Raw genomic sequence first — 26,726 nt, 5'->3', positions numbered from 1 at the left:
CCCGACTCACCAACGTCGGTGAGCAGGTCTCGCCGTCTGCGGCGACCTGTGGAAACTGCGGTGCGGCGTGGGCCTTTGGCAGGGGTAGACGGGCTGACCGCCGAGAGCTTCGGGGGTGCGCCGCCCCGCAGGAGATCGCGTGCTTCGCGGCTGTGCTAGGTCTAGAGCGTAATCAACTCTTCCGACCTGCGGCAACAGGGTCCCGCTCGGCGTGTCCAAGTCTACCCCGTGCGACCCGCGCGCCGCTGACGTCTATCGGTAACTGCCAGATCTCCCAGTCTGTTCCCACTGGGAAGCCCGCCGGAGGCTGACTGAGCGCCAGCACAGTCGGCCCCGCCCCACTGACCACAGCTGCCACATCGGCCGCACGCAACGCGCTGACCAGGGCAGACGTGTCTGGCATCCCGGCTGCGCGGTAATCCTGATGGAGTCGGTCGACGGTCGCCGGCAGCAGCAGGGTCGGGTCCGTGGTGAGCGCGTGCACCAGCAGCGCTGCCCGCCCGGCGGTCAACGCGGCGTCACCGTGCGGCACGGTTGCCGGCAGGGCCGCCCGCGCGGTCGCGGTCAAACCGCGTTCCGTCGGAACGAAAACAGTGGGCCGCACCGCTGCGGCGACCGGCAGCGAAACCGCCCGTGCGCCGCTCGGCTCGGACCAGGCCACAGTGAAACCGCCGAGCAGGCACGGTGCCACATTGTCGGGGTGGCCCTCGATCTCGGCTGCCAGTCGCAGCGCGCCGGCGTCGTCGAGGCGCTGCTCCCCATCGACGACCAGGGCACGGGCCAGCAACACCCCGGCGACGATCGCGGCGGACGAGGAGCCCAGCCCACGTGCCTGCGGGATCCGGTTGACGCACTCCACGCTGAGCCCCGCGGGGTGGGCCCCGAGCACGTCGAACGCGGCGCGCATGGCCCGCACCACCAGGTGCCGGTCGTCGTCGGGTAGCTCACCGGCGCCCTGCCCGCTCACTGTCACCCGGACACCGCCCGAGGCGACCTCGGCGGCCACGTCGTCGTAGAGCCCGAGGGCGAGACCCAGCGCGTCGAAGCCCGGGCCCAGGTTGGCGCTGGTCGCCGGGACGCGGACCCGGACCGGCTCGGCGGTGAAGTTCGTCGGCACGCGCCCATGCTAGGGCTCGGGACCGACGAACCGGTCCCGCACCCGCTGCCTGGGACCGTCGAGTTCAGCCGGCCGGGTCCGGGACCGGCTCGACGGCCGGATCGGTGAGCGACAGCCGGCGGGTGGCGATCCGCCAGCCGACCGCGTACACGAGGGTGATCAGACCGCAGCCAGCGAGCACCACCCGTTCGTCGACCGAGTCCACCACCAGGGCCACCGCCAGTTGACTCACCGAGATCGCCAGCGTCGCCAGCATCATGTCGGTGGCGAAGACGCGGCCCCGCAACCGGTCCGGGACTTCACCCTGAAGGGCGAAGTTCGACATCACCCAGTTGCTGCCACCCGCGAAGTGCGCCACGAAGACCAGCAGCAGCACCAGCGGAAACCATCGCACCACCGAGGTGCCCAGGTAGGACAGGCCGTAGAGCGACATGGACAGCGCGAGCCCGGGCAGCAGCCAGGCCCGGTTGGTCAACACCCGGCGCATCAGGATCGGCCCCACCAACGCTCCCGCGCCACGTACGGCGAAGAGCAGGCCGGCGCCGAGCGGGCCGACACCGTACACGCCGGCCAGCAGCGGAAACACTGTCAGCACGCCGTTGCCCAGGCCCACCGCGGACTTGACGGTGACCAGCGCGAGCACCCGGGGGCGGTGACCGATGTAGCCGAGCGCCTCGCGGACCGCCGACCAGGTTCGCTGGGCCGGTTGGTCGGCGTCCCGGGGCGCCTGCAACGGCCGACGGATCCGGGTGGCGAGGGCCGCGGCCGCCGCCAGGCCCACCGCCGCAACCCAGAAGCAGACGTACGGGCCGGCAGCGGTGCTGAGCACGCCACCGAGCGACGCACCGACCACGGTCATGGTGCCCCAGGCCGAGCCGGCGACGGCGTTGCCAGCGGCGAGTTCGTGGGGCTCCAGCACGTTGGGCAGCGCGGCCTGGGCGGCCGGCGAGTAGAACGCCTTGGCGACCGCCACCACTCCGATGGCGACCAGCGCCAGCCACGCGGTTCCGGCGTTCCGCACGCCGAGCAGCAGCAACACGCCCGCCAGCGCGGCCACGTTCGCCGCGATCATGATCTTTCGGCGGTCGAAGCGGTCGGCGATGGTGCCGGTGTACGGCAGCAGCAACGCCACGATGCCGGTGTCCACGGCCAACACCAGCGCGCCCCAGACGCCGCTGCCGGTCAGGTGCGGCAGCAGCACCAGCAGCGGCACCATGACGAACCAGTCGGCGCCGAAGACCACAAGCTCGGCGAGGAAGAGGTTGCGGAAGCTCCGATTGCCGGTCAGAACCGAGAGGGTGGACGCCACGGAGCGCGACCCTACCTGGTCGGTGTCATACCCACACCCGCTCCCAGCAGCGCCGAAACCGTGACGAAGGTGTAACCACGCGACCGTAGCCCGTTGATCATGTCGGTCAGACCCCGCAGTGCGACCAGCCGCCGGTGCGCCCCCACATCGTGGCCGAGCACGATCGTTCCCGGTCGAACCTCGGCCACGATCCGTTGGGCGTGACCGGCCGGATCGTCGGGGAACTGGCGCTCCACCATCTGCAACGACCAGAGCACCAGCCGATAGTCCAGCCGGGCCGCCGCGTGCAGCACCGCCCCGCCCAGGTGGCCGTACGGCGGGCGGAGGAGCGCCGGCGGCACCCCGGTCAGGTCGGCGATCGCGTCGTGGCTGCGGCGCAGGTCGTCGTACGCCTCGGCGGCGTCCAGTTCGGCCAGGTCCCGGTGTTCCCAGCTGTGGTTGCCCACCTCGTGCCCGGCGAGCCGGTCGCGGACGACGTCGGCGTGTCGACGGACCTGCGCCCCGACCATGAAGAAGGTGGCCGGCACCCGGTGCTGGGCCAGTGTGTCGAGCACCATGGGAGTCCACTGTGGTGCCGGCCCGTCGTCGAAGGTGAGGGCCACCAGGCGCTGGTTGGTCCGCCCGGACCAGACGACGTCCACCGCGCCGGAGCCGACATCCTGTTGGCCGTTGCCGAGGGTGGCGCTGGCGGGGCCGCCGGCGATCGGCATCCGGCGATGGGTGATCCACCACGCCTCGGACGTCCCCGCGCCGATGGCCACACCGCCCACCACCAGCAGGCCACGGCGCAGCAGGTCGCGTCGGCCCCACCCGCGCGCGCCCTCGGCCAGCTGCCCGCCCCGCTTCACCCGCACCCCCCACCCGTCTACGAGGAGTATGCAAGAAGTTACACAAAGTGTGGGGTGGTCGAGTCGGAGTGTTTTCGGTCGAATGAACCGCGAACGCCCCCGGCGACAGTCCGCCGGGGGCGTTCCGAACCGCTCTGCGACCTACTCGGTCGGCTCCGCCGGAGGCAGCGGGGAGGTACGGCTACGCGGCAACCGCAGCACCTCGAACTGGTCCGTACCCTCCACCAGCGCGGCCGACGGCGCGGGTCGCGCGGCCGGCTGCACACCCTCGGTCGCGACCGGGGCGGGTGCGCCGCTCGGCACCGCGACCTGGTTCGGCGCTGGCGCCTCGTCGGCCTCCGTCGTCGTGGTCACCGCCGACCCGCCGGAACGCCGTCGTGCGCGCCGAGCCCGCAGCGACTCCTTGGTGTGCTCCACCATCGTGTAGAGCGTCGGCACGAGGATCAGCGTGAGCAGCGTCGAGCTGAGCAGACCACCGATCACCACGACCGCCAGCGGCTGAGAGATGAAGCCGCCCTCACCGGTCAACCCGAACGCCATCGGCAGCAGCGCGAAGATCGTCGCTACCGCCGTCATCAGGATCGGGCGCAGCCGGCGACGGCCACCCTCGACCACCGCTTCCCGGACCCCCATGCCCTGCGCCCGGTACTGGTTGATCAGGTCGAGCAACACGATCGCGTTGGTCACCACGATGCCGACCAGCATCAGCACACCGATCAGCGCCGGCACACCGAGCGCCGTCCCGGTGATCAACAGCAGACCGATGGCACCGGTCGACGCGAACGGGATGGAGATCAGCAGGATCAGCGCCTGAGTGAGGCTACGGAACGTGGCCACCATGATCAGGAAGACGATGGCGATCGCGGCCAGCACCGCCAGGCCCAGGTCCGCGAAGGCGTCCGCCTGATCCGCGCTGACACCACCGATGGTGAAGCTCGCACCCGGCACGTTGAGGCCGTCCAGCCGCTTCTGCAACTCGGTGCTGGTCGCGCCCAGGTTCGAGCCGGTCGCCGCGCCGGTCACCGACACGCTGCGCTCACCGTCGATGCGGGTGACCTGCTGCGGGCCCTCGCCCTGGGTGACCTGCGCGATGTCGCCCAGCTTGACCGGACCAACCGGCAGCGCCCGCAGCTCCTCCACCGTCATCGGCGGCTGCGTGCCCAACCGCAGCACCACGTTCTGCTGCTGGCCGTCGAGCGCGACCTGACCCAGCGGCGCTCCCCGGAACGCCTGCGACACGAGCTGCCCCACGGCGGCCTCGGTGAGGCCGACCCGACCGGCGGCGACCCGGTCCACCACCACGTCGACCCGCGGCACCCGCGCGGCCAGGCTGGTGGAGACGTCCTCGACGTCCGGCAGGCCGGCCATCGCGGCTCGCGCCTCCTCGGCGGCCCGGGTCAGCGCCTCCGGGTCGCTGGCCTGGACGATCACCTCCAGCTGGCTGGTCGACGCCTCCTGCCCGCCACCGAAGCTGATCTCACCCACACCGGCGCCGAGCTTGTCGAACTCCTTGCGCAGCACCTCACGCATCTGCTTCGCGTCGGTGTCACCGTCGAGCGCCAGCGACCAGCTGGCGACGTTGTTGCCGCCGCCGCCCGCCCACGGGTTGTCCCCACCGCCGGCGGTCACCTGGTACGTCTCGACGCCGTCGGTGTTCGACAGCACCGACTCGACCTGCTTGGCCGCCGCGTCGGTGGCCGCCAGGCCACTGCCGGCCGGCAGCTCCTGGCTCATGTTGAGGGTGTCCTGGCCGGAGTCGTCCAGGAAGTTGGTCTCCAACTTCTGCGCCAGACCGAAGGTGCCGAAGAGAACCAGCAGGCCGAGCCCGACGGTGATCCAACGGGTCGACCGCTTGCCGGTGGCGAACCCGATCACGGGCAGGTACGCCCGCTGCAACGGGCTGCGCAGCTCCTTCTCCTCCGCCGCGTGCCGTACCGCCTCGTCGTCAGCGGTGCCGCCGCGCGGCTTGAGGAACCAGTACGCGAGGACCGGGATCACTGTCAGCGACACCAGCAGCGAGGCGAGCAGGGCCACCGTCACGGTGATCGCGAACGGCGCGAAGAGCTGGCCCACGAACCCGCCGACCAGCGCGATCGGCGCGAACACCGCCACCGTGGTGAGGGTCGACGCGGTCACCGCACCGGCGACCTCCCGGACGCCGGTGATGATGGCGTGCCGTTTCTCCTCGCCGTACTCAAGGTGTCGTTTGATGTTCTCCAACACCACGATCGAGTCGTCGACCACCCGACCGACCGCGATGGTCAACGCGCCGAGGGTGAGCAGGTTGAGCGAGTAGTCACCGATCCACAGGGCGATCAACGCCACCAGCACGGAGAGCGGGATGGAGACCGCGGTGACCACCGTCGAGCGCACCGACAGCAGGAAGACCAGGATGACGATGACCGCCATCACCAGGCCCAGCAGGCCCTCCGTGGTCAGCGACTCGATCGACTTCTCGACGAACGGCGCCTGGTCGAAGACCACTGTCAGCTCCGCGCCGGAGGCGTCCTTCAGGTCGTCGAGCCGGTCCCGGATCTCGTGCGAGATCTCCACGGCGTTGCCGTCCGGTGCCGCGGTGACCGCGATACCGAGGCTGTCCTTGCCGTTGGTCCGGGTGATCGCCGTGGCCGGGGCGAGCTGCTGCTCGACCGTCGCCACGTCACCGAGGCGAACGGGTGCCGCAGCCGGGACGACCACGATGCCGCGCAGCTCCTCCAGGGTGGCGATCGGCGTGCCGACCTGCACCGGGAGGGCCAACGCTCCGTCGGTCACCGCGCCGGCCGGAACCGCCACGCCGTTGGTCTTCAGCGCCGCGCCGATCGCCGTCGGCTGGATCTTCGCGGCGGCCAACTTCGCCGGGTCCGGGGTGACCACCACGACGTCGTCGCGGGTGCCGGTCACCTCGACGGTGCGTACCCCCTCGATGCCCTCCAGCTCCGGCACCACAGTCGCGCGCAGCTTCTCGGCCAGCGCCCGCTCGTCCGCGGTGCCGGTTGCGGCCAGCACCACCGCCGGCAGGTCGTCGGTGCTACCCGCGATGACCTGCGGGTCGACGCCCTCCGGCAGTTGGGAGTCGATCCGGCTCAACGCGGTCTGCATCTTGTTGACGACGTCGTCGAGGTCGGTGCCGAACTCGTACGTCACCTGGACGGTGGCCGCCCCCTCGCGGGAGGTGGAGGTGACCTGGTCCAGCCCCGGGATGCCCTGGAGGGCGTTCTCGATCGGCTCGGTCACCTGCGACTCGACGATCTCGGGGCCGGCACCGGGGAAGGGAGCCACGATGAACGCGGCCGGGAACTCGAGCGACGGCAGCAGTTGCTGCTTCAGCGACGGCACGGCGAACACTCCGAACACCGTGGTCACCACCGCGATGAGGGCAATCAGCCCTCGGTTGGCGAGGCTGAATCTGGCGAGCAGCGACATCGGCCTGGCTCACTCCTGAACGAGAATGCGGGCGGGGATACCCGAAAGTGTGCCGGACTCGCATACCTCGGCCCCCGCCGCCCCCGGGCCGTCGCGCCGTTCAGCTGCCCGCCGTCGAACAGACGCCCGGACGGCGGCGCGCTCAGGCCAGGTCGAGGGCGCGCGCCGCGGCCAGCGGGTCGTTGGCGATGGTCACCGGTGCCGGCGCGGTGGAAATCGCCCACTCCGGGTCCTTCAGCCCGTGGCCGGTCACCGTGCAGACCACTGTGGAGCCGGGCGGCACCGCGCCCGCCGCGGCCTGCTGCAACAGGCCGGCCACGCTGGCCGCGCTGCCCAGCTCGACGAAGACCCCCACCTCACGGGCGAGCAGACGGTACGCGGAGAGGATCTCCCGGTCGGTCACCGACGCGATCAGGCCACCGGAGGCGTCTCGGGCATCCAGTGCCTTGGTCCAGCTCGCCGGGTTGCCGATCCGGATCGCGGTGGCGATGGTGGACGGCTCCGGCACCACCTGGCCGGTCACGATCGGGGCCGCGCCGGCCGCCTGGAAGCCGTACATCTTCGGGGTGCGGGTGGTGGCACCGGCGGCCCGATCCTCCGCGTATCCCATCCAGTACGCGGAGATGTTGCCGGCGTTGCCGACCGGCAGGCAGTGGATGTCGGGCGCGTCGCCGAGCGCCTCGACGATCTCGAAGGCCGCGGTCTTCTGGCCGTGCAGCCGGTCGATGTTGACCGAGTTGACCAACGCGACCGGGTAGTCCTGGGCGAGCTTGGCGGCCGTCGCGAGGCAGTCGTCGAAGTTGCCGCTCACCTGGAGCAGCTTCGCGCCGTGCACCAGCGCCTGGGCCAACTTGCCCAACGCGATCTTGCCCTGCGGCACCAGCACGGCGCAGGTCAACCCGGCCCGGGCCGCGTACGCCGCGGCGGAGGCGCTGGTGTTACCGGTGGAGGCGCAGATGATGGCCTTGTTGCCGGCCTCGACCGCCTTGGACACCGCGAGGGTCATCCCCCGGTCTTTGAAGGAGCCGGTCGGGTTGGCGCCCTCCACCTTGAGGTGCACGTCGCAACCGAGCCGGGCGGACAGCACCGGCGCCGGCAACAGCGGGGTGTTGCCCTCGTGCAGCGTGACGACCGGCGTGGCCGCGGTGACCGGCAGCCGATCCCGGTACGCCTCGATCAGACCCCGCCACATGTCGCTCTCCTCGCCTCTACCGCCGTGCCCGCCCGATTGTCAGGGCCACCTTGGACCAGCCTGCTGGAGTGGTCAATGGCACACCCCCGCCTACCCACCTGGCGGGACGCGCGCGCCGCCCCGTCGATGATGCAACGACTCAGGCACCGCCCTCGACCCGCAGCACACTGGTGACCGACCGGACGATGTCCAGACCGCGCAGCTCGCCGACGGTCGCGGCGAGCGCGGCGTCCGGTGCCACATGGGTGACGATGACCAGCTCGGCGTCGCCGTCGCGGCCCGCCGGCCCACCCGCCGAGCCCTGCCGCACCGTCGCGATCGACACGTCGTGCCGGGCGAACACGCTCGCCACCGACGCCAGCACACCCGGGCGGTCGGCCACGTCGAGGCTCACGTGGTAGCGGGTCAGCGCCTCACCCATCGGCCGGACCGCGAGGTCCGCGTACGCGCTCTCGCTGGCCGCGCGCACCCCGGCGAGCCGGTTGCGGGACACCGCGACCACGTCACCGAGCACCGCGCTGGCGGTGGGCGCGCCACCGGCGCCCCGACCGTAGAACATCAACTGCCCGGCCGCGTCGGCCTCCACGAAGACCGCGTTGAACGCGTCCCCGACGCTGGCCAGCGGGTGGCTGCGCGGGATCATCGCCGGGTGCACCCGGACGCTGACCGTCTCCTGGCCGGTGGAGTCGACACCCCGGGCCGCGATGCAGAGCAGTTTGATCGTGCAGCCCATCGCCTGGGCGCTGGCCATGTCCGCGGCGGTCACCTCGGTGATGCCCTCGCGGTGCACGTCGGCGGCGCCGACCCGGGTGTGGAACGCCAGCGAGGCGAGGATCGCCGCCTTCGCCGCCGCGTCGAAGCCCTCCACGTCGGCGGTCGGATCGGCCTCCGCATACCCCAGGGCGGTGGCCTCTTCAAGGGCCTCGGCGAAGCCTGCGCCGGTCGCGTCCATCGCGGAGAGGATGAAGTTGGTGGTGCCGTTGACGATGCCGGTGACCCGGTTGATCCGATCGCCGTGCAGCGACTCCCGTAGCGGGCGCAGCAGCGGGATGGCCCCGGCCACGGACGCCTCGTAGTAGAGGTCGCCGCCGCCCTCGGCCGCCGCCTCGTGCAGGGCCACGCCGTCCTCGGCCAGCAGCGCCTTGTTGGCGGTGACCACGCTCTTGCTGGCGCGCAACGCCTCGACCAGCCAACTCCGGGCCGGTTCGATGCCACCGACCACCTCGATGACCACGTCCACGTCGTCGCGCTTGATCAGGCCGAGCGCGTCGGTGGTGAACAGGTCCTCGTCGACCGGCAGGTCACCCCGGTCGCGGCCGAGCCGACGGACGGCGATGCCGGCGATCTCCAGCGGGGCGCCGATCCGCGCGGTGAGGTCGGCCGACTGCTCGTGCAGCAGCCGGACCACCTCCTGGCCGACAGTGCCACAGCCGAGCAGCGCCAAGCGCACAGGTGACGTCATCCAACATCCAATGCGAGCAGGTCCTCTTCGGTTTCCCGCCGGACGATCAGGCGCGCCTGGCCGTCGCGCACCGCGACCACCGGTGGCCGGGGCACATGGTTGTAGTTGCTGGCCATGCTTCGGCAGTACGCACCGGTGCCGGGCACTGCGACAAGATCTCCGGGCTGCACGTCGGCGGGCAGGAATTCATCCTTCACCACGATGTCCCCGGACTCACAGTGCTTTCCCACCACGCGGGCGAGCAACGGCTGCGCTGTCGAGGCCCGCGAGGCCAGGGTCGCCGAGTAGGACGCGTCGTAGAGGGCGGTGCGGATGTTGTCGCTCATCCCGCCGTCGACGCTGACGTACGTCCGGAGGCCGTCGAGGTCCTTGACCGTGCCGACCTCGTAGAGGGTGAACACGGACGGGCCGACGATGGCCCGGCCCGGCTCGATCGACAGGTGCGGCACGGCCAGATTTTCCGCCGCGCACTCCGAATCGACGATCTTGCGAAGCCGCTTGGCCAGATCCTGCGGGGTCGCCGGGTCGTCCTGGGTGGTGTACGCGATACCGAAGCCGCCCCCCAGGTCCAGCTCGGGCAGCTCCACCCCGCGCGCGTCGCGGATCTGCGCCTGCAGGGCGAGCACCCGACGGGCCGAGACCTCGAAGCCGCTGGCGTCGAAGATCTGCGACCCGATGTGCGAGTGCAGGCCGCGCAGCTCCAGCACGCCCTCGTCGAGGATCTTGAACGCGGCGGTCGCTGCGGCACCGCCCGCGAGGGAGAAGCCGAACTTCTGGTCCTCGTGGGCGGTGGCGATGAACTCGTGGGTGTGCGCCTCGACGCCCACGGTGACCCGGACCAGCACCCGGGGCCGGACCCCGCGCTCGCGGGCCAGCGTGGTGAGCCGGTCGATCTCGGTGAACGAGTCGACGATGATCCGGCCCACCCCGGCGTCCAGCGCCCGGCCCAGCTCGGCGACCGACTTGTTGTTGCCGTGGAAGCCGATCCGCTCCGGCGGCATCCCGGCCGACAGGGCGGTGGCCAGCTCGCCGCCGGTGCAGACGTCGAGGAACAGCCCCTCCTCGGCGATCATCCGGACCACCGCCCGGCACAGGAACGCCTTGCCCGCGTAGAAGATGTCCTCGGTCGGGAAGGCCGCCCGGAAGTCGCGGCAGCGCGAGCGCAGGTCGGCCTCGTCGAGGACGTACACCGGGGTGCCGAACTCGGCCGCGATGTCGCGGACGCTGAGGCCCGCGACGGCGACCGCGCCGTCCGCGCCGCGCGTCACGCTGCGTGGCCACAGCGCCGGCACGAGGGCGTTGACGTCGGCCGGTGTACGCAGCCAGGCCGGCCCCTGGTTGCTGATGTCCGCGTGCAGCGCACCAGCCTCATGAGCCCTCATGTCACATCCTCTCGGGTGCGGAGACGCCGAGCAGGTGCAGGCCGTTGGCGATCACCGTGCGGGTGGCGTTGTTGAGCCAGAGCCGTGCGCGGTGCAGGTCGGTGATCTCCTCGTCGCCCAGCGGCAGCACCCGGCAGTTGTCGTAGAACCGGTGGTAGGAGGCGGCGACGCTCTCCTCCAGGTAGCGGGCCACCCGGTGCGGTTCCCGCAGCTCGGCGGCCGTCGCCACCACCGCGGGGAACTGGGCGAGCGCCTTGAGCAGCTCGTTCTCCTTCTCGTGGGCGAGCAGCTCGGGGCGGAACGCGTCGGCGTCGCCCGGAACCAGCCCCACCTCGGCGGCGTTGCGGGCCACGCCCGCCGTCCGGGCTGCCACGTACTGCACGTAGTAGACCGGGTTGTCGCGGGTCGCCCGGGTCCACAGCTCGATGTCGATGTCGATAGGGGAGTCGCTGGAGTAGCGGGCCAACGCGTATCGGGAGGCGTCCACGCCGATCGCGTCGACCAGGTCCTCCAGGGTGATCACGGTGCCGGCCCGCTTGCTCATCCGCATCGGGGCGCCGTCGCGCAGCAGGTTGACCAGCTGCCCGATGAGGATCTCCAGGTTGCGCTCCGGGTCGTCGCCGAAGCAGGCGGACATCGCCTTCATCCGGCCGATGTAGCCGTGGTGGTCGGCGCCCAGCATGATCACGACCCGCTCGAAGCCGCGCTCGCGCTTGTCCAGGTAGTAGGCGCAGTCCGCGGCGAAGTACGTCCACTCGCCGTTGGACTTGCGCAGCACCCGGTCCTTGTCGTCGCCGAAGTCGGTGGTGCGCAGCCAGGTGGCGCCCTCGGACTCGTAGAGGTGCCCCTGCTCGCGCAGCCGGTTCAGCGCCAGGTCGAGCTCACCCCGGTCGTGCAGGTCCTTCTCGTTGAAGTAGGTGTCGAACTCCACCCCGAAGTCGCGCAGCGAGGAGCGGATCTCGTCGAACATCAGCGCGACGCCCTCGACCCGGAAGACCTCCTGGGCGGCATCGTCGTCGAGCGAGGACACCTCCGGCCGGCGGGCCCGCACCTCGGCGGCGATCTCGGCGATGTACGCCCCGCCGTAGCCGTCCTCCGGCGCCGGCTCGCCCTTGGCGGCGGCGAGCAGCGACCGGGCGAACCTGTCGATCTGCGAACCGGCGTCGTTGAAGTAGTACTCCGTGCCGACGTCGGCGCCGGTGGCCCGCAGCAGTCGGCTCAGCGCGTCACCGACGGCCGCCCAGCGAACCCCGCCGATGTGCACCGGCCCGGTCGGGTTGGCCGAGACGAACTCCAGGTTGATCTTTTCGCCGGCGAGCCGGTCGCTGCGGCCGTACTCCGCGCCGGCCTCGACGATCACCCGGGCGAGCTGACCGGCGGCCGCCGCGTCGAGCCGGATGTTCAGAAACCCCGGCCCGGCGATCTCGACCGATTTGACACCTTCCGCCCGGCTCAGTTCGTCCGCCAGGGCACCCGCCAGATCCCGGGGCGGAACGCCGACCTTCTTGCTCAACTGCAGCGCGAGCGTCGAGGCGTAGTCGCCGTGCTCGGGGTTGCGCGGTCGCTCCACCACAGTGCTCGCCGGCAGCGCGGCGCGGTCGAGCCCACGCTGCTCGAAGACGGCGTGGGCGGCGGCAAGGACGACCGAGGCTAGTTCTGCAGGAGTCACCCAACCATGTTATCGGGGGTAGACTCGGGCACTCGGCGGCTCCCCTGCGCGTCATCCGGCCCGCCACTCCCCTGACCGACCGACTTGACGAGGCACGATGAGCATCAGCACCCCGGGTGGCCCTGAGCGCCGCCCGACCGTGGTCAGCACCGGCAAGAAGCCGGCCGCGGGCCGGCCGGCGTCCGGCGCGAAGGCCACTTCCGGCAAGCCCGCGGGCTCCCCCCGGGCCGGTGGCAAGGGCCCGCGCAAGCCGGTCACACCGGTCAAGGTGAGCCAGGGCCGCGCGTGGGGCCCCATCGCGCTCTTCGTCGCGGTGGGCGTGCTCGCGGCCGGCATCATCGGCTACGGCGCCTGGGCGTCGTTCCAGGGCTCCAAGCCCTGGGACAAGCGGGCCGACGCCATCGAGGGCATCGTCAACATCCGCAAGACCGACAAGACGAGCCTCGACTACGAGTCGCACAAGTCGGGCCCGCTGACCTACAAGTACTCGCCGCCGGTGGGCGGGGTGCACAACGCCGCCTGGCAGAACTGCATGGGCGACGTCTACGACGCCCCGATCGCCAGCGAGCACGCGGTGCACAGCCTGGAGCACGGCGCGGTGTGGGTCACCTACCGCCCGGACCTGCCCAAGGACCAGGTCGACAAGCTCGCCGGCAAGGTGCGCGGCGTCGAGAAGATGCTGATGAGCCCGTACGAGGGCCTGGACAAGCCGATCTCGCTGCAGGCCTGGGGCTACCAGCTCAAGCTCGACAACGCCGACGACTCGCGGATCGACGAGTTCATCAAGGACCTGCGGGTGAACGCCTCGGTCGAGGGCCCGACGGCGCTCTGCAACACCGGCATCACCGCCACCGGCACCACGCCGCGTGAGCTCCAGCAGCAGCCCACCCAGTAAGGACGGCAATGACCGCTCCGGCGACCACCGACAGCGAGTACGACGAGATCCCGGCCGCCCCGGACGAGGGCGGCCGGGCCCCGGCGTCGCGCTACGGCGTCCTGGCGCTCGCGATCATGCTGGTGGTGGGGCTCCTCCTCGGCTACGCGGGCGGTCTGCTCACCCCACGGATCACCCGACCCGGTGATGCCTCGGTCGAGGCGGGCTTCGCCCGGGACATGACGACCCACCACGCACAGGCGGTGGAGATGAGCCTGATCGCGTACCGGTCGGCGACCCTCCCCGAGGTGCGGCAGATCGCCGTGGACATCGCCACCGGGCAGCAGGGCGAGATCGGCGCGATGCAGACCTGGCTGCGCGAGTGGGGCCTCAGCCCGACCGGGTCGAACCCGCCGATGTCGTGGATGTCCGACGGGGCCACCGTCAAGGACGGTCTGATGCCGGGCATGGCCACGCCGCAGCAGATGACCGCCCTGCGCAACGCTCAGGGCATCGAGGTCGACAGGCAGTTCCTGACCCTGATGTACGACCACCACCTGGGCGGCATCCACATGATCGACGCGGCGCTCGACGAGACCGACAACGCCGAGGTCGTACGGGTGGCCCAGACCATGAAGAACACCCAGCAGAGCGAGCTGAACAATCTCCGGCAGCTCCAGGCGCAGGCCAAGGGCTGACCGACCGGACGGGCGCAACCGGCCCGCGTCCCCGCCGATCCGTGGCGGTGACGCGGGCCGCACCATGTCTCCCGACCCCGCACGGCCTTGATCGACTCGGGTTGCAGGAAACCGCGCCGTCCACGCGATCGCCACGCCCCGAGTTTCAGGAACCCGAGTCGATCAAGGAGGCCAAACCCGCCACGTATGACCTGAACACCCCTCTCGTCCCTTCTGGGCGTTTTGCGTGGCACAGGCGATTACGTTGCTTAGAGAGTTTTCTCCCCACATATCGTGACCAGTTGCGATTCGGGCTCGTTGCCCAAGACGTGGGGGTTGCACTCAGAGACGCACGGCGTTCGGTCACCAGTTGGTGCCGACGCCACACCATCGGTGGTGACGGGGCGGTGGCAGCCGTCCGTCGCGGACAGCGGCAGGGCGAGCCGGGAATGCTCAGCCGCGAACAGGAACTCGAGTTGATCGACATGCTGCGGGGCGTCCATCCCGACGAGTTCGGCCTGGACGAGGAGTTGTGGACGCGGCAGAGCCTGACCACGCTCATCCAGCGGCGCTTCGAGCTGCCGCTGGACACCGGCGCGGTCGGGGCGTACCTGCGGGCCTGGGGGTTGGGTCCGCGGGAACCGCGGGAGCGGGCCTGCGGGCTCTGCGTCAGCGCGGTGGAGCGCTGGGTCCGCAGCGAGTACCCGGGGATCACCCGGGCCGCCCAGGAGCACCTCGCGGAGGTCTACTGGATCGGCCGGGTCCGACTGCGCGGCACGATGCCGGCCGCCGACGTGATCTCCGCCGTCTCGTCCCGCGGTCGGGTGCGCTTCATGATCACTACTCCGACGGTGGACCCGCCGCTCCCCCGCGACTTCGTGCTGCGGCTCAGTGGCGAGGAGCAGCGCACCGTCCACCTGATCGTCGACGGCTCCTGGCCACGCAACGAGTGGCCGCGTCGGCTCCCTCGGCGAATCGTCCTGCACCCGCTGCCCAGCTGCGGGCGGGCGGTAGCCGCCTGAGCACCGGGTGAGCCGATCGGACACGATCGGCTCACCCGATACCGATTCGGCGTACGCAGGGGAGGTTTGCTAGTCTTCTCCAGTCGCTGAGCCCCCGTAGCTCAGGGGATAGAGCACCGCCCTCCGGAGGCGGGGGCGCAGGTTCGAATCCTGCCGGGGGCACCAGGAAAAGTTTCACACGACACTGCCGGGCGCAGGGGGGATACAGCCTCCACGCGCCCGGTTTTGCGTTACCACTCGCCGAAGCCCGCAACAGGCACCCGGGTGGACGTGCGCCCCGCGCGGCGGTCCAGCAGCCACTCCCTGACCAGGGGAAGCACCGCATCAGCCGGCTCAGGCCTCCGGCCCGCCGCTCCGCCCGGCCGCCCCGACGAGGGCACGCGAACCCGCAAGATCCATGATGTCGTCATGCTGTTTCTCGGGCTGCTCCTCGCCGCGCTGGGCGGAGCCGCCACCGCGGCGATCCTCACCGTACGTGGGCTCGGCGCGGTGCTCAGGAAAGGCGAACGCTCCCGGCCGGGTTGGTTGCGGGCGGCGGCGCTTCTCGCCGGTGCGGGCGCCGTCGCCGTGTACGCGTGGGGTCTGCTCCACCTCGGCTACGCGGTGATGCGGGCGGAGGACGGCGGAGCCGGCTCCTTCCCGATCGAACCCTGCAGGGAGGGCGGATCGCAGCTGGCGAGCCAGGTCGACGGGTACGGAGTCAGCTACGTACCGCTCCGCTTCGAGTGCCACCTCAGCGGCGGCGGCACGTACGTCACCTCATCCGTGCCCGGGTACGTCAACCAGGTCACACCCGTCCTCGGGCTGATCACCGCCAGCTGCGGAGTCCTCGCCGCCGCGACGACACGACGCGCACGGCCGCCGGGCGTCTAGTCTCGGACGGGCCGCGTCGGCGTAGCGGCGGGCGAGTCCCGCGAAGGCGGCCTTGAGCTCGACCGGACCGATCACCTCGATGTCCGCGCCGAACCTGCCGAGCGCGGCTGCGAGGCCGACCCAGGACCAGGAGCCCTGTGCGAGCCTGCAGCGGTCGGGGTCGAGTTCTTCGACAAGCCCGTCGCGGGTGTACGCGGCGACGACGGCGGCGGGAAGGTTGATGATGACCTCGCCTACGCAGGGCCACGCTGAGCTTTCGGTGGAACCTCGGAAGCGGCCCGTGACGTACGTGGCCACGTCTCCCCTGGGTAGTTGTCGTGGGGTGAAGCGTGGTCCGGTCGGGGTACGCGGGCTGACCCGGTCACAGCGGAAGGTTCGCCAGTCGTCCCGGTCGAGGTCCCAGGCGACGAGATACCAGCGCCCATTCCAGGTGACGAGGTGGTGGGGCTCCACGCGGCGGGGCGGCGCGTCGGTGGCGGCGCTCGTCGAGGCGTAGTCGAAGCGCAGAACCTCGTGGGCGTGGACGGCCGCGCCGATGGCTGTCAGCACGGTGCGGTCGACCGGGGAGTCCGGCCCGGTGGTGGGTTTTCCGACGGCGGTGACCTGGAGAGCGTCGATGCGGTGCCGCAGTCGGCTGGGCATGACCTGCCGCATGGTGTTCAGCGCTCGCGCCGCGCCCTCCTGGATGTCCGCCCCGGAGAGGGCTGCCACCTGGAGTGCGACGGCGATTGCCACGGCTTGATCGTCGTCGAACAGCAGCGGTGGCAGTTCGGCACCGGCGTCGAGCCGGTACCCGCCGGCCGGCCCCTTGAACGCGCTGATCGGGTAGCCGAGCTCGCGCAGCCGGTCGACGTCGCGGCGCACCGTTCGCGGGCTCACGTCCAGCCTCTCGGCCAGGAGGCCACCCGGCCAGTCACGTCGGGCCTGGAGGAGCGAGAGCAGCGACAGCAGTCTCGCGGAGGTCGTGGCCATGCATCCGAGTCTGCCCCAGGTAGCGGCCACAACCTGACCGCTACCCCTGCCATCGTCGGCGTTGCACCCGGGGCACCAGCCACGGGTCACGTCACACGAGGAGCAGCAATGAGCATCAACACCGTCGCGCACATCAACCTTCGGGGCAACGCTCGGGCCGCCCTCGACTTCTACCGGTCCGTCTTCGGCGGGGACCTCGCCGCGGTGACCTACGCCGACGCCCACAACGTGCAGAGCCCGGATGAGGCCGACCAGGTCATGTGGGGTCAGGTCACGTCCGCCGAGGGCTTCCAGATCATGGCGTACGACGTGCCGTCGGCGCGGCCGTGGAGCCAGGGCGAGAGCCCGTTCTTCGTCTCGGTCCGGGGCAGCGACGCCGACGAGATCACCGGCTACTGGAAGAAGCTCAGCGAGGGCTCGACCGTCCTGGTCGACCTCGCGCCGGCCGGCTGGGGTCCCCTCTACGGCATGCTCACCGACCCGTTCGGCGTCACCTGGGTGCTCGACGTCGCCGTCGAGTACAAGCCCGCCTGACCAGAAGGAGCAGCCCACCGCCGATCGCGAGGGATCGGCGGTGGGCTGCGGTGCCGCTCAGTGCGCCTCGGCCGGCACCAGTCTCAGGTGCGGCTCGGGTGCCGCACCCGCATCCGGGCCGCCGGAGTCCGAGCGGCGCTCGCGGCGTTTGAGCCACTGGTCGATCACCAGGTTCAGGACCAGCCCGACAGCGCCCCAGATGGCGATGACCAGCAGGTTCTGTCCCACGCCGACGCCGTCGAAGTACCGAAGCGATCGGGCGATGTCGACCGCCGCGGGCAGCGGCAGCACGTCCTGGAGGGGGCGGAACACCTCGGGGACCAGGTACACCGACATGCCACCGCCGGAGGCGGGTACGCCGGCCATCATGAGCACCACCATCATCGGGATGATGCCCGCCAGGCCGACGGTGCGGGTGAGCACTCCGGTGGCCAGGGAGACAGAGAAGATGGTCAGGGTGCCGTAGGCGATCGTCTCCAGGGCGTTGCCGCTGATCGCGCCGATGAGGACGTCGAAGAGGAACCACAGCCAGACGGACATGCCGATCGCCCAGCCGCCCAGCAGCGGCAGGAACTGGCGCAGGCGGCGCACGTGCGGGGCACCGCCGCGCAGGACCGCCAGGAACAGGAAGCCGGCCATGATCCAGGACATGCCGACGTACATGCTGTTGCTGCCGCCGGTGTCGGTCTCGCTCAGGGGTTGCACGTCAGTGACCGTGAGCGGGAGGCCCTGGGCGGCGGTGATCGGCTGGAAGATCGCGCGGATCGCGGACTGCTGGCTGGCGTTGGCTGCGGACGCCGAGTACAGCGTCGCCGGAGTGTCCGGTGCCGACGGCAGGACGAAGGCGGCGACCACGTCACGGGAGCGGATCTGCTCGGTGGCCTCATCCACGGTTTCGGCGACGGTGACGTCGAGAATGCCGTCGAGCTGTGCGTTGAGGCCGGCAGCGGTCTGCTGAGCCTGCCCCGGGGCGGCGGCGACCACGACTACCGGGATGTCGTGTGGTTGCGGTTTGTGCATGGAGAACCCCATGGCACCCACGACGACCACGAGGATGGCCAGCGGGAAGCCGGCCGCGGCCACGTACCGGAATCGCTTGGAGCGCGGCGGCCCGCCGGCCAGAGCGGGGGCCTTCGAGTCGGGGTCGGTGATCGGCGGGACGCCGGGGATCATGTTCCCGCTCGCGCTGCGCTCCTTGAGGAGGCAGAGCGCGAGGGCGGCCACGATCCACACAGCCAGGACGATCAGGTGGGTGCCCAGGCCGTTGCCGTCGAAGTACAGGACCGAGCGCAGCGCCTCACCGGCCGCCGGGAGCGGCAGCACGCCATGCAGGAACTGGAAGAACCCGGGCATGTTGTGCACGGACAGGGCCAGGTTTGACGCGGGCATGCCGAACACGACCCAGAGCAGCATGCCGGGCAGCACCGCGAGGGGCCCGATCAGCTTGGAGAGCAGCAGCTGGGCCAGGCCGACGGCCGCGGTGGCGAGCATGCCGACGCCGAGGAAGGTGAGGTAGTGGCCGTCGACGGCACCCACGACGGGCCCGAGGATGAGCCAGATGATCGAGCTGGTGAGCGCGGACCAGCCGGCCAGCACGGGCAGGAACCGTCGCAGCCGCAGCAGGTGCGGGACGCCCATCACCATGATGCTCAAGGGCACGTAACCGGCCAGCATCATGCCCATCGCCGCGAACAGGACCGCGATGCCGGCCGAGTCACCCGCGGGTAGCGGTGCGACGTCCTCGGTGGTGGACTGCAAGCTGTTCTGGAAGACCACGGGCGCGAGCAACTGCTGAACGGTGGCGTTCTGCGAGGCTCCGGCCGCCGAGGCGGTGAGGATTGTCGCGTTGGCGCTGCCGTCGGTGGGCAGGACGAGCGCGCCGGCGGCTTCCTGGTCGTGCAGCAGGTCGACGGCGTCGTCGCGGGTGGTCACCAGCGTGGCCTCGGTGCTCTCACCCGCGTTGAGCCCGTCGACCACTGCCTGCGCCGTGGCGCCGCTGCCGACGACCGCGACCGGCATGTCCCGGGGGTGCGGTGAGTGCATGGTCGACATGTAGGTCGCGAACATCATCGTGACCATGAGAAACGGCATCACGAACAGGGCGACCATTCGGATGATCTGTTCCTTGCGGTCCGCGCCGGGCGGGCGGCCGTCCACCACGTCGGCAGCCTCGATCACGGCTTCGGTATCCATGCACGCTCCAGCTCATGTTTGTACGCCAATTGACTTACAAACTGTAGGCGGCGGATGCCAGGACCGGGAATCCGGCTAGGTTGACCTGAGTCACATCCGGGCGAGGACACACGAGGGGGCCGGTCATGAGGCGGTCCGAGGCGGCACGCACCGCGCTGCTGGACGCGGCGGAGCGGCTGTTCGCCGAGTCGGGAGTCGCCGAGGTCTCCGACCGCAGGGTGGCCGAGGCGGCCGGCAACACCAACCACTCGGCGGTGCGCTACTACTTCGGCGGGCGCGAGGGCCTGCTGAAGGCGCTCCTGGCCCGCCACGTGCGCGACGTGTCGGAACAACGCGAGGGAATGCCCCCAGCCGAGGACTCCGTCCTCGGCGACATACGCGGTCTCGTGGCACCGAGCATGCGGGTCCTCGACCAGCTACCGCGCCCGAGCTGGCGGGCCCGGTTTCTCGACCACGTGCTGCACAACCCCGCCACCCAGCCGATCATGCGGGAAGCGCAGGACACCACGCCACAGGCACTGGAGCTGCGCGAGTCACTGGCCGCGCGGCTACGGCACCTCGACCCGGAGGTGGTCGCCGGCCGGGCGCGCCTGATCACTCGCATCGTCAGCACCGCGACGGCCGAGGTCGAGGCACGCGCCGAGCGCGACGGCGAAGACCCGCGATGGCCCGAGGTCGGTGACTTCCTCGTCGACGCCATCACCGGAATGCTCAGCGCCCCCATCAGCAGGCCACGCCGAGCGGAGCGCTGATCTCACCTGTCGACGTACGCCGCCAGGTGCTCGCCGGTGAGGGTGGAGCGGGCGGCGACGAGGTCCGTGGGTGTGCCCTCGAAGACGATCCGGCCACCGTCGTGGCCGGCACCGGGGCCGATATCGATGATCCAGTCGGCGTGCGCCATGACCGCCTGGTGGTGCTCGATGACGATCACCGACTTGCCGGCGTCGACCAGGCGGTCGAGCAGGCCGAGCAGTTGCTCGACGTCGGCCAGGTGCAGGCCGGTGGTCGGCTCGTCGAGGACGTAGACGCCGCCCTTCTCGGCCATGTGGGTGGCCAGCTTGAGCCGTTGCCGCTCGCCGCCGGAGAGAGTCGTGAGCGGCTGCCCCAGGCTCAGGTAGCCGAGCCCGACGTCGGCGAGCCGCTCGAGGATGGCGTGCGCAGCCGGCGTACGCGCCTCGCCGGCGCCGAAGAACTTCTCGGCCTCCGTCACCGACATCGCGAGCACCTCGCTGATGTCCCGGCCGCCGAAGCGGTATTCCAGCACCGACGCCTGGAACCGCTTGCCCTCGCAGTCCTCGCAGGGTGCGGCGACGCCCGCCATCATCCCCAGGTCGGTGTAGATGACGCCGGCGCCGTTGCAGCTCGGGCAGGCGCCCTCGGAGTTGGCGCTGAACAGCGCCGGCTTCACCCCGTTGGCCTTCGCGAACGCCTTGCGGATCGGGTCGAGCAACCCGGTGTAGGTGGCCGGGTTGCTGCGCCGTGAGCCGCGAATCGCGCCCTGGTCGATCGAGACCACGCCCGCGCCGGCCGGGATCGAGGAGTGCACCAGCGAACTCTTGCCGGAGCCGGCGACGCCGGTCACGACGACGAGCACCCCGAGGGGTACGTCGACGTCCACGTCCTGGAGGTTGTTGGCGGTGGCGCCGCGGATCTCCAGCTTGCCGGTGGGCGTCCGTACCGTCTCCTTGAGGGCCGCCCGGTCGTCGAGGTGGCGGCCGGTGATGGTGCCGCTGGCCCGCAGACCTTCCACTGTGCCCTCGTAGCAGACGGCCCCGCCCTCCGTGCCTGCGCCGGGCCCGAGGTCGACGACGTGGTCGGCGATGGCGATGGCCTCCGGCTTGTGCTCCACGACCAGCACGGTGTTGCCCTTGTCGCGCAACTGGAGCAGCAGCTCGTTCATCCGTTGGATGTCGTGCGGGTGCAGCCCGATCGTCGGCTCGTCGAAGACGTACGTGACGTCGGTGAGCGAGGAGCCGAGGTGGCGGATCATCTTGGTGCGCTGCGCCTCTCCGCCGGAGAGGGTGCCCGACGGTCGATCGAGGGACAGGTAGCCCAGCCCGATCTCCTCGAACGAGTCGAGGAGATGTTGCAGGCCGGCCAGCAGCGGGGCCACCGACGGCTCGTCGATCCCGCGGACCCAGGCGGCCAGGTCGCTGATCTGCATCGCACACGCGTCGGCGATGTTCCTGCCCTTGATCTTCGACGACCGGGCCTCCTTGCTGAGCCGGGTGCCGGCACACTCGGGGCAGGTCGTGAACGTCACCGCGCGCTCCACGAAGGCGCGGATGTGCGGCTGCAGGGCGTCGATGTCCTTGGCGAGGAAGGACTTCTGGATCGACGGGATGAGGCCCGCGTACGTCAGGTTGATGCCATCAATTTTGATCTTGGTCGGCTCCCGGTGGAGCAGGTCGTGCAGCTCCCGCTTGGTGAACTTGGCGATCGGCTTGTCCGGGTCGAAGTAGCCGCAGCCCCGGAAGATCCGGCCGTACCAGCCCTCCATGCTGTAACCCGGGATGGTGATCGCACCCTCGTTGAGCGAGAGGTTGTCGTCGTAGAGCGCCGACAGGTCGATGTCGGTCACCGCACCCATGCCCTCGCACCGTGGGCACATGCCGCCGAGACGGTTGAAGGTCGCCTTCTCGGTCTTCGTCTTGCCGGCGCCGCGATCGACGGTGATCGCCCCGGTCGCCTTCACCGAGGGAACATTGAAGGAGTACGCGTTGGGCGAGCCGATGTGCGGCTGCCCGAGCCGGCTGAACAGGATGCGCAGCATCGCGTTGGCGTCGGTGGCGGTGCCGACGGTGGAGCGGGAGTTGGCGCCCAACCGCTCCTGGTCCACCATGATCGCCGTGGTCAGGCCATCCAGCAGGTCGACCTCGGGCCGCGCCAACGTCGGCATGAAGCCCTGCACGAAGGCGCTGTAGGTCTCGTTGATCATCCGCTGCGACTCGGCCGCGATGGTGCCGAACACCAGCGAGCTCTTGCCGGAACCGGAGACACCGGTGAACACCGTCAGCCGCCGCTTCGGGATCTCGACGCTGACGTCCTTGAGGTTGTTCACCCGCGCGCCCTGCACCCGGATCAGGTCGTGGCTGTCGGCGACGTGCGGCGCGGACCGCTGAATGGCCGTGCTCATCGTGTCTCCATCTGTCGGGCGCGCAGGAATCAGCGCACTTCCTGGATGCGGACCATATTGCCCGCCGGGTCCCGGAAGGCACAGTCGCGCACGCCGTACGGCTGATCGGTCGGCTCCTGGACGACCTCGGCGTCGCTGGCCTCCAACTTGGCGAAGGTGGCGTCGAGGTCGGTGGTGGCCAGGTTGACGCCGAAGTAGCTGCCCTTGGCCATCAGCTCAAGGATGGTCTGCCGCTCGTCGTCGGTGATGCCGGGGTTGGCGGCCGGCGGGTGCAGGACGATGGCGGTGCTGGGTTGGCCGACCGGCCCGACCGTGATCCACCGCATCCCCTCGTACCCGACGTCGAGGCGGACCTCGAAGCCGAGGATGTCGCGGTAGAAGGCCAGCGAGGCCTCCGGGTCGGTGTGCGGCAGGAAACTCGAATGAATGGTGATGTTCATGCTGGTCACGCTAGTTGCGGCTCGGCGACCCGCGCTTCTCGATTCCTGACCGGTCTGGTCACCTGCTTCGCCACGCACGAGGGCATGCCGGCCGTCGCCTGCGCCGCCTGCCGCCGGTAGACGCTGGGCGGAACGCCCACCAGCTCCGTGAAGCGGGTGCTGAAGGTGCCCAACGACGAGCAACCGACAGCGAAACAGACGTCGGTGACGCTCAGGTCGCCACGGCGCAACAGGGCCATCGCCCGCTCGATCCGCCGGGTCATGAGGTAGCTGTAGGGAGATTCGCCATAGGCGAGCCGGAACTCACGGCTGAGGTGCCCGGCCGACATGTGCGCGCCACGGGCGAGTGCCTCGACGTCCAACGGAGACGCGTACTCCCGGTCGATCCGGTCACGGACCCGGCGCAGCCGCGCCAGGTCGGCCAGTCGCTGGGTCGCGTCGGATTTGCTGCTCACCTGCGAAATCGTGCCACAACCCACCGACAATCCGCCGCTCGCCGGGCGGGGGCCGGCGGGCCGGTCAGCCGGCCTCGCGGCGGGCGCGGGCCCGGCGCTTCCCCTCGTGCATGGCCTGCACCCGGGCGACCGGGATGGTCCGGCCCTCGGCGACCAGGTCCGCGGGGAGCGGTTGTGGAGCCGGCATCAGCGCGGCCCACGGGTCGCCGTCGGCGAGCAGCGCGGGCGCGGTCCGGATGGTGAAGTCGGCGGGGGTCACCTCGGTCAGGTCCGCCCAGTCGACCGGGAACGAGACCGGCATCCCGGGGCGCAACCGGGGGCTGTACGCCGCTGCCACCGTCGCCCCGCCCGCCCGGGTGGCGTCCACGAAGACCCGGCCGCCCCGGTCCTCCTTGATGTACGCGGTGGTGGCCAGCGCCGGGTCGAGCCGCTCGGCGCGGACGGCGAGCGCCCGGGTGGCGGCGGCCAGCTCCTCGGCCGTTGGTTCGTCGGTCACCGGAACGAAGACGTGCACGCCCTTGGCGCCGCTGGTCTTGACCGCACCGGCCAGGCCGGCGTCGGCGAGCGCCTGACGGACCAGCAGGGCGGCGTCGACCGCCGCGCGGAACCCGTCGCCGTCCGGCGGGTCCAGGTCGAGGATCAGGTGGGTCGGGCGATGCAGATCCGCCACGGTGGCCAGCGTCGGGTGGTACTCCACCGCCCGCTGGTTGGCGAACCAGAGCAGGGTGCGGCGGTCGTCGCAGAGGGCGTACGAGATCTCCCGGTGCGACGCCTCCGCCCAGACCGGCGCCCGGCGGACCCAGTCCGGGGTGTAGCGGGGCAGGTTCTTCTGCATGAACGGCGGCTGGCCGGGGCGGACCCTGATCACCGACAGCGGCCGGCCCCGCAACTGCGGGAGGATCCGGTCCCGGACCGCGTCGAGGTAGTCGACCAGGTCACGCTTCGTCGCGTCGTCCCGGTCGGACAGCGGCTGGTCCAGGTTGGTCAGGGCCACGCCGTCCCGGGTCTCGTCAGCCTTGCTCACCCGACCACCCTCCCGGCCGCACCGCCGTCGGTCAACTGGACGCGGCGCTTCGCTACGGATCGATTCCGGCACCCACCCCGGCCGGCTCCGACGGGTCGGCCGCCGACGACGGCCGGGCCGGGCGTCGGGGCAGTGTGGTCAGCGCCACCAGCCACGCGGCGACCACGAGACCCACGGCCACGGCGAACGCCGTCCGGTAGCCGCCGGCGAGCGCGGCGGTCTCGGCCCAGCCGGCGGCCCGCAGCCCGTCGGTGCGGGTGGCGGCAACTGTGGCCAGCGCGGCCAGGCCGACCGCTCCGCCTACCTGTTGGGTGGTGTTGACCAGGCCGGAGGCGAGCCCGGCGTCGGTGTCGGTCGCGCCGGCCATGGCCACCGTGGTGACCGCCGGCAGGGTCAGGCCGCCGGCCACGCCGAAGATCAACATCGCGGGGAGTACGTCAGCGACGTAGGCACCGTCGGCGGGCAGCCGGGCGAGCAGGAGAAAGCCGACGCTCGCCATACCGAGCCCGACCAGCAGGACCGTCCGGGCACCGAAGCGGGCGATCAGCCGACCGGCCAGGCCGAGCGAGACCACGGCGATCACGACCGGGGTGGGCAGGAAGGCCCAGCCGGTCGCGGCGGCATCCAACCCCAGCACCAGTTGCAGCTCCACGGCGAGCAGGAACTGGAACCCGAAGTACGCGCAGACCATGAGGAACTGCACGGCGTTCGCCGCCACCAGGCCCGGGACGCGCAGCACCCGGGACGGCACGAGCGGGGCCGCCGCCACCCGTTGGCGCAGCGCGAACCCGCCGAGCAGCAGCACCGCGAGGGCCACCGCGCCGAGCGTCCGGGGGCTGGTCCAGCCGTGCTCGCCCGTTCCGACGATGCCCAACACGGCGGCCATCAGGCCGGCGGTGGCGAGCAGCGCGCCGGGCAGGTCCAGGCCGGCGCGCAGGCCGATCCCTCGTTCGGCCGGCAGCCGGCGGAGGGACGCGATGAGGATGACCGCCCCGATCGGCACGTTGACCAGGAAGATGGTCCGCCATCCGGCGGCCTCGGTGAGCACCCCTCCGGCGACCGTGCCGACCGACGCACCGGCCGCGCCGGTGAAGCTGAAGACGGAGATGGCGCGGGCCCGCTCGGCCGCTTCGGGGTAGAGCCGGACGATCATGCCGAGGCTGACCGCCATGGCCAGAGCGCCGCCGATGCCCTGCCCGAACCGCGCGCCCACCAGCAGGGCCGGCCCGGTGGCGACCGCGCAGGCCAGCGAGGCGACTGTGAACGTCGCGACGCCGGCCAGGAAGACCCTGCGCCGGCCCAGCAGATCTCCGAGCCGGCCGGCGAGCAGCAGCAGCCCGCCGAACGCGACCAGGTAGGCGTTCACCACCCAGGCCAGGTCGGTGGCGCTGAAGCCCAGGTCGCGTTGGATGGCGGGCAGCGCCACCGCGACGACGGTGCCATCCAGGATGATCATCAGGCTGCCGGCGCAGAGCACCAGCAGCGCCGGCCAGCGGGATGGGACGACACGTTCCACGGAACCCCTCCTTGGTGCACGGTTTGTTACCGAGGTCATCGTCTGTGACCATTAACCACGGCGGAAGGAGGCACTTTGATGTCCCAGAGGAACAGCGATGTGTCCGCGCTGGTCTCGGCCGAGCTGACCTGCTCGGCCGAGCTGACCTGCTCGGCCGAGAACGTGCCGTTCACCCCGGGCCAGGCTCGCGCGTGCACCGTCCGCGAGGTGCTCGACCGGGTCGGCGGCAAGTGGAGCATCGGCATCCTGGTGGCCGCCTCGCACGGACCGGTGCGCTTCACCGAACTGGAGCGGCACATCGAGGGGATCAGCCGCCGGATGCTCACGCTGACGCTGCGCAACCTGGAGCGGGACGGCCTGCTGCACCGCACCGTCTACCCGACCGTCCCGCCCAAGGTCGAATACACGGCCACCCCGATGGCGCTGGAGCTCTACGAGTCGCTGGTCGCGCTGACCAGTTGGGCCGAGCGGCATCGGCGGGCCATCGCCGAAGCCCGGACCAGGTACGACGCCGAGCACGCCTGACGAAACCCGCCAGGGGTGTGGTGAACGCCACCGCTTCCATCTGACCGATCGGTCAGGGTCTGACCGATCGGTCAGGCATGCTG

22 protein-coding genes and 1 tRNA gene are annotated in these 26,726 nt (G+C 71.0%); 8 read left to right on the top strand and 15 right to left on the bottom strand.

Annotated features, from left to right (window positions below):
* Nucleotides 1-172: 172 nt before the first annotated feature.
* The 8 genes from thrB to argS form a co-directional block, all read right to left on the bottom strand.
* A complete protein-coding gene (gene thrB, locus ACGF3C_RS09780; protein WP_393220427.1) occupies nucleotides 173-1,117 on the bottom strand; it encodes a homoserine kinase in 945 nt (314 codons plus the stop codon).
* Nucleotides 1,118-1,181: 64 nt separating this feature from the next.
* Nucleotides 1,182-2,426 (bottom strand): MFS transporter, encoded by a 1,245-nt coding sequence (locus ACGF3C_RS09775; protein WP_355008078.1) that lies wholly within the window; start codon nucleotides 2,424-2,426, stop codon nucleotides 1,182-1,184.
* Nucleotides 2,427-2,437: 11 nt separating this feature from the next.
* Nucleotides 2,438-3,280, bottom strand: coding sequence for a polysaccharide deacetylase family protein (locus tag ACGF3C_RS09770; protein ID WP_393220423.1), 843 nt, complete (start codon nucleotides 3,278-3,280; stop codon nucleotides 2,438-2,440).
* 135 nt (nucleotides 3,281-3,415) lie between these two features.
* A complete protein-coding gene (locus ACGF3C_RS09765) occupies nucleotides 3,416-6,697 on the bottom strand; it encodes an efflux RND transporter permease subunit (RefSeq protein ID WP_393220420.1) in 3,282 nt (1,093 codons plus the stop codon).
* A 142-nt stretch (nucleotides 6,698-6,839) separates the two neighbouring features.
* Complete coding sequence (gene thrC / locus ACGF3C_RS09760; RefSeq protein ID WP_357229240.1) at nucleotides 6,840-7,889, bottom strand: threonine synthase; 1,050 nt, start codon at nucleotides 7,887-7,889, stop codon at nucleotides 6,840-6,842.
* Between the two features lie 139 nt (nucleotides 7,890-8,028).
* The gene (locus ACGF3C_RS09755) at nucleotides 8,029-9,339 is read right to left on the bottom strand and encodes a homoserine dehydrogenase (RefSeq protein ID WP_393220787.1); all 1,311 of its coding nucleotides are present in this window, start codon (nucleotides 9,337-9,339) and stop codon (nucleotides 8,029-8,031) included.
* Between the two features lie 8 nt (nucleotides 9,340-9,347).
* Nucleotides 9,348-10,733: a diaminopimelate decarboxylase gene (gene lysA / locus ACGF3C_RS09750; RefSeq protein WP_357229243.1), complete on the bottom strand. Its 1,386-nt coding sequence runs from the start codon at nucleotides 10,731-10,733 to the stop codon at nucleotides 9,348-9,350.
* A gap of 1 nt (nucleotide 10,734) precedes the next feature.
* Nucleotides 10,735-12,402, bottom strand: a complete 1,668-nt coding sequence (gene argS / locus ACGF3C_RS09745) for an arginine--tRNA ligase (RefSeq protein WP_357229246.1) — start codon at nucleotides 12,400-12,402, stop codon at nucleotides 10,735-10,737.
* A 97-nt stretch (nucleotides 12,403-12,499) separates the two neighbouring features.
* On the opposite strand from argS, the gene ACGF3C_RS09740 reads away from it, so the two are divergent.
* The 5 genes from ACGF3C_RS09740 to ACGF3C_RS09720 all read left to right on the top strand — a co-directional run bounded on the left by ACGF3C_RS09740 (nucleotide 12,500) and on the right by ACGF3C_RS09720 (nucleotide 15,848).
* Nucleotides 12,500-13,297 (top strand): DUF3105 domain-containing protein, encoded by a 798-nt coding sequence (locus tag ACGF3C_RS09740; RefSeq protein WP_357229248.1) that lies wholly within the window; start codon nucleotides 12,500-12,502, stop codon nucleotides 13,295-13,297.
* An 8-nt stretch (nucleotides 13,298-13,305) separates the two neighbouring features.
* On the top strand, nucleotides 13,306-13,974 hold the full coding sequence (locus tag ACGF3C_RS09735; RefSeq protein ID WP_357229251.1) for a DUF305 domain-containing protein: 669 nt from the start codon (nucleotides 13,306-13,308) through the stop codon (nucleotides 13,972-13,974).
* A gap of 308 nt (nucleotides 13,975-14,282) precedes the next feature.
* On the top strand, nucleotides 14,283-14,975 hold the full coding sequence (locus ACGF3C_RS09730) for a winged helix-turn-helix domain-containing protein (RefSeq protein ID WP_366608139.1): 693 nt from the start codon (nucleotides 14,283-14,285) through the stop codon (nucleotides 14,973-14,975).
* A 90-nt stretch (nucleotides 14,976-15,065) separates the two neighbouring features.
* Nucleotides 15,066-15,140 (top strand) — tRNA-Arg (locus ACGF3C_RS09725).
* A gap of 243 nt (nucleotides 15,141-15,383) precedes the next feature.
* Complete coding sequence (locus tag ACGF3C_RS09720; RefSeq protein WP_357225246.1) at nucleotides 15,384-15,848, top strand: hypothetical protein; 465 nt, start codon at nucleotides 15,384-15,386, stop codon at nucleotides 15,846-15,848.
* On the opposite strand, the gene ACGF3C_RS09715 is transcribed toward ACGF3C_RS09720, so the two are convergent.
* Nucleotides 15,735-16,820 carry a transcriptional regulator gene (locus ACGF3C_RS09715; RefSeq protein ID WP_357225242.1) on the bottom strand — a complete coding sequence of 362 codons (1,086 nt, stop codon included), beginning with the start codon at nucleotides 16,818-16,820 and terminating at the stop codon, nucleotides 15,735-15,737. The two genes, ACGF3C_RS09720 and ACGF3C_RS09715, sit on opposite strands and share 114 nt — an antisense overlap.
* A 108-nt stretch (nucleotides 16,821-16,928) precedes the next feature.
* On the opposite strand from ACGF3C_RS09715, the gene ACGF3C_RS09710 reads away from it, so the two are divergent.
* Nucleotides 16,929-17,354 (top strand): VOC family protein, encoded by a 426-nt coding sequence (locus tag ACGF3C_RS09710; protein WP_393220410.1) that lies wholly within the window; start codon nucleotides 16,929-16,931, stop codon nucleotides 17,352-17,354.
* A gap of 57 nt (nucleotides 17,355-17,411) precedes the next feature.
* Here the strand turns inward: ACGF3C_RS09710 and ACGF3C_RS09705 are convergent, their stop codons facing one another.
* The gene (locus ACGF3C_RS09705; protein ID WP_393220408.1) at nucleotides 17,412-19,547 is read right to left on the bottom strand and encodes an ABC transporter permease; all 2,136 of its coding nucleotides are present in this window, start codon (nucleotides 19,545-19,547) and stop codon (nucleotides 17,412-17,414) included.
* Between the two features lie 125 nt (nucleotides 19,548-19,672).
* Here ACGF3C_RS09705 and ACGF3C_RS09700 point away from each other — a divergent pair, with 125 nt between their 5' ends.
* Complete coding sequence (locus tag ACGF3C_RS09700; RefSeq protein ID WP_393220405.1) at nucleotides 19,673-20,299, top strand: TetR/AcrR family transcriptional regulator; 627 nt, start codon at nucleotides 19,673-19,675, stop codon at nucleotides 20,297-20,299.
* Between the two features lie 2 nt (nucleotides 20,300-20,301).
* Here ACGF3C_RS09700 and ACGF3C_RS09695 read toward each other — a convergent pair whose 3' ends face one another.
* From ACGF3C_RS09695 to ACGF3C_RS09675, 5 genes are all read right to left on the bottom strand, one after another.
* Nucleotides 20,302-22,683: an ATP-binding cassette domain-containing protein gene (locus tag ACGF3C_RS09695; protein WP_393220402.1), complete on the bottom strand. Its 2,382-nt coding sequence runs from the start codon at nucleotides 22,681-22,683 to the stop codon at nucleotides 20,302-20,304.
* Nucleotides 22,684-22,712: 29 nt separating this feature from the next.
* Nucleotides 22,713-23,123 carry a VOC family protein gene (locus ACGF3C_RS09690; RefSeq protein ID WP_357225224.1) on the bottom strand — a complete coding sequence of 137 codons (411 nt, stop codon included), beginning with the start codon at nucleotides 23,121-23,123 and terminating at the stop codon, nucleotides 22,713-22,715.
* 5 nt (nucleotides 23,124-23,128) lie between these two features.
* Nucleotides 23,129-23,578 carry a helix-turn-helix transcriptional regulator gene (locus tag ACGF3C_RS09685; RefSeq protein ID WP_355008093.1) on the bottom strand — a complete coding sequence of 150 codons (450 nt, stop codon included), beginning with the start codon at nucleotides 23,576-23,578 and terminating at the stop codon, nucleotides 23,129-23,131.
* Nucleotides 23,579-23,642: 64 nt separating this feature from the next.
* The gene (locus ACGF3C_RS09680; RefSeq protein WP_357195642.1) at nucleotides 23,643-24,602 is read right to left on the bottom strand and encodes an ATP-dependent DNA ligase; all 960 of its coding nucleotides are present in this window, start codon (nucleotides 24,600-24,602) and stop codon (nucleotides 23,643-23,645) included.
* 52 nt (nucleotides 24,603-24,654) lie between these two features.
* Complete coding sequence (locus tag ACGF3C_RS09675) at nucleotides 24,655-26,118, bottom strand: MFS transporter (protein WP_393220397.1); 1,464 nt, start codon at nucleotides 26,116-26,118, stop codon at nucleotides 24,655-24,657.
* Nucleotides 26,119-26,193: 75 nt separating this feature from the next.
* Between ACGF3C_RS09675 and ACGF3C_RS09670 the strand changes: the two genes are divergently transcribed.
* On the top strand, nucleotides 26,194-26,643 hold the full coding sequence (locus ACGF3C_RS09670) for a winged helix-turn-helix transcriptional regulator (RefSeq protein ID WP_393220394.1): 450 nt from the start codon (nucleotides 26,194-26,196) through the stop codon (nucleotides 26,641-26,643).
* Nucleotides 26,644-26,726 lie beyond the last annotated feature (83 nt).

It is taken from the genome of Micromonospora sp. NPDC047762, assembly GCF_043204655.1.
Classification (GTDB): domain Bacteria; phylum Actinomycetota; class Actinomycetes; order Mycobacteriales; family Micromonosporaceae; genus Micromonospora.
The sequence above is the reverse complement of the archived record's forward strand: the minus strand, read 5'-3'. Positions and strand labels throughout refer to the sequence as shown.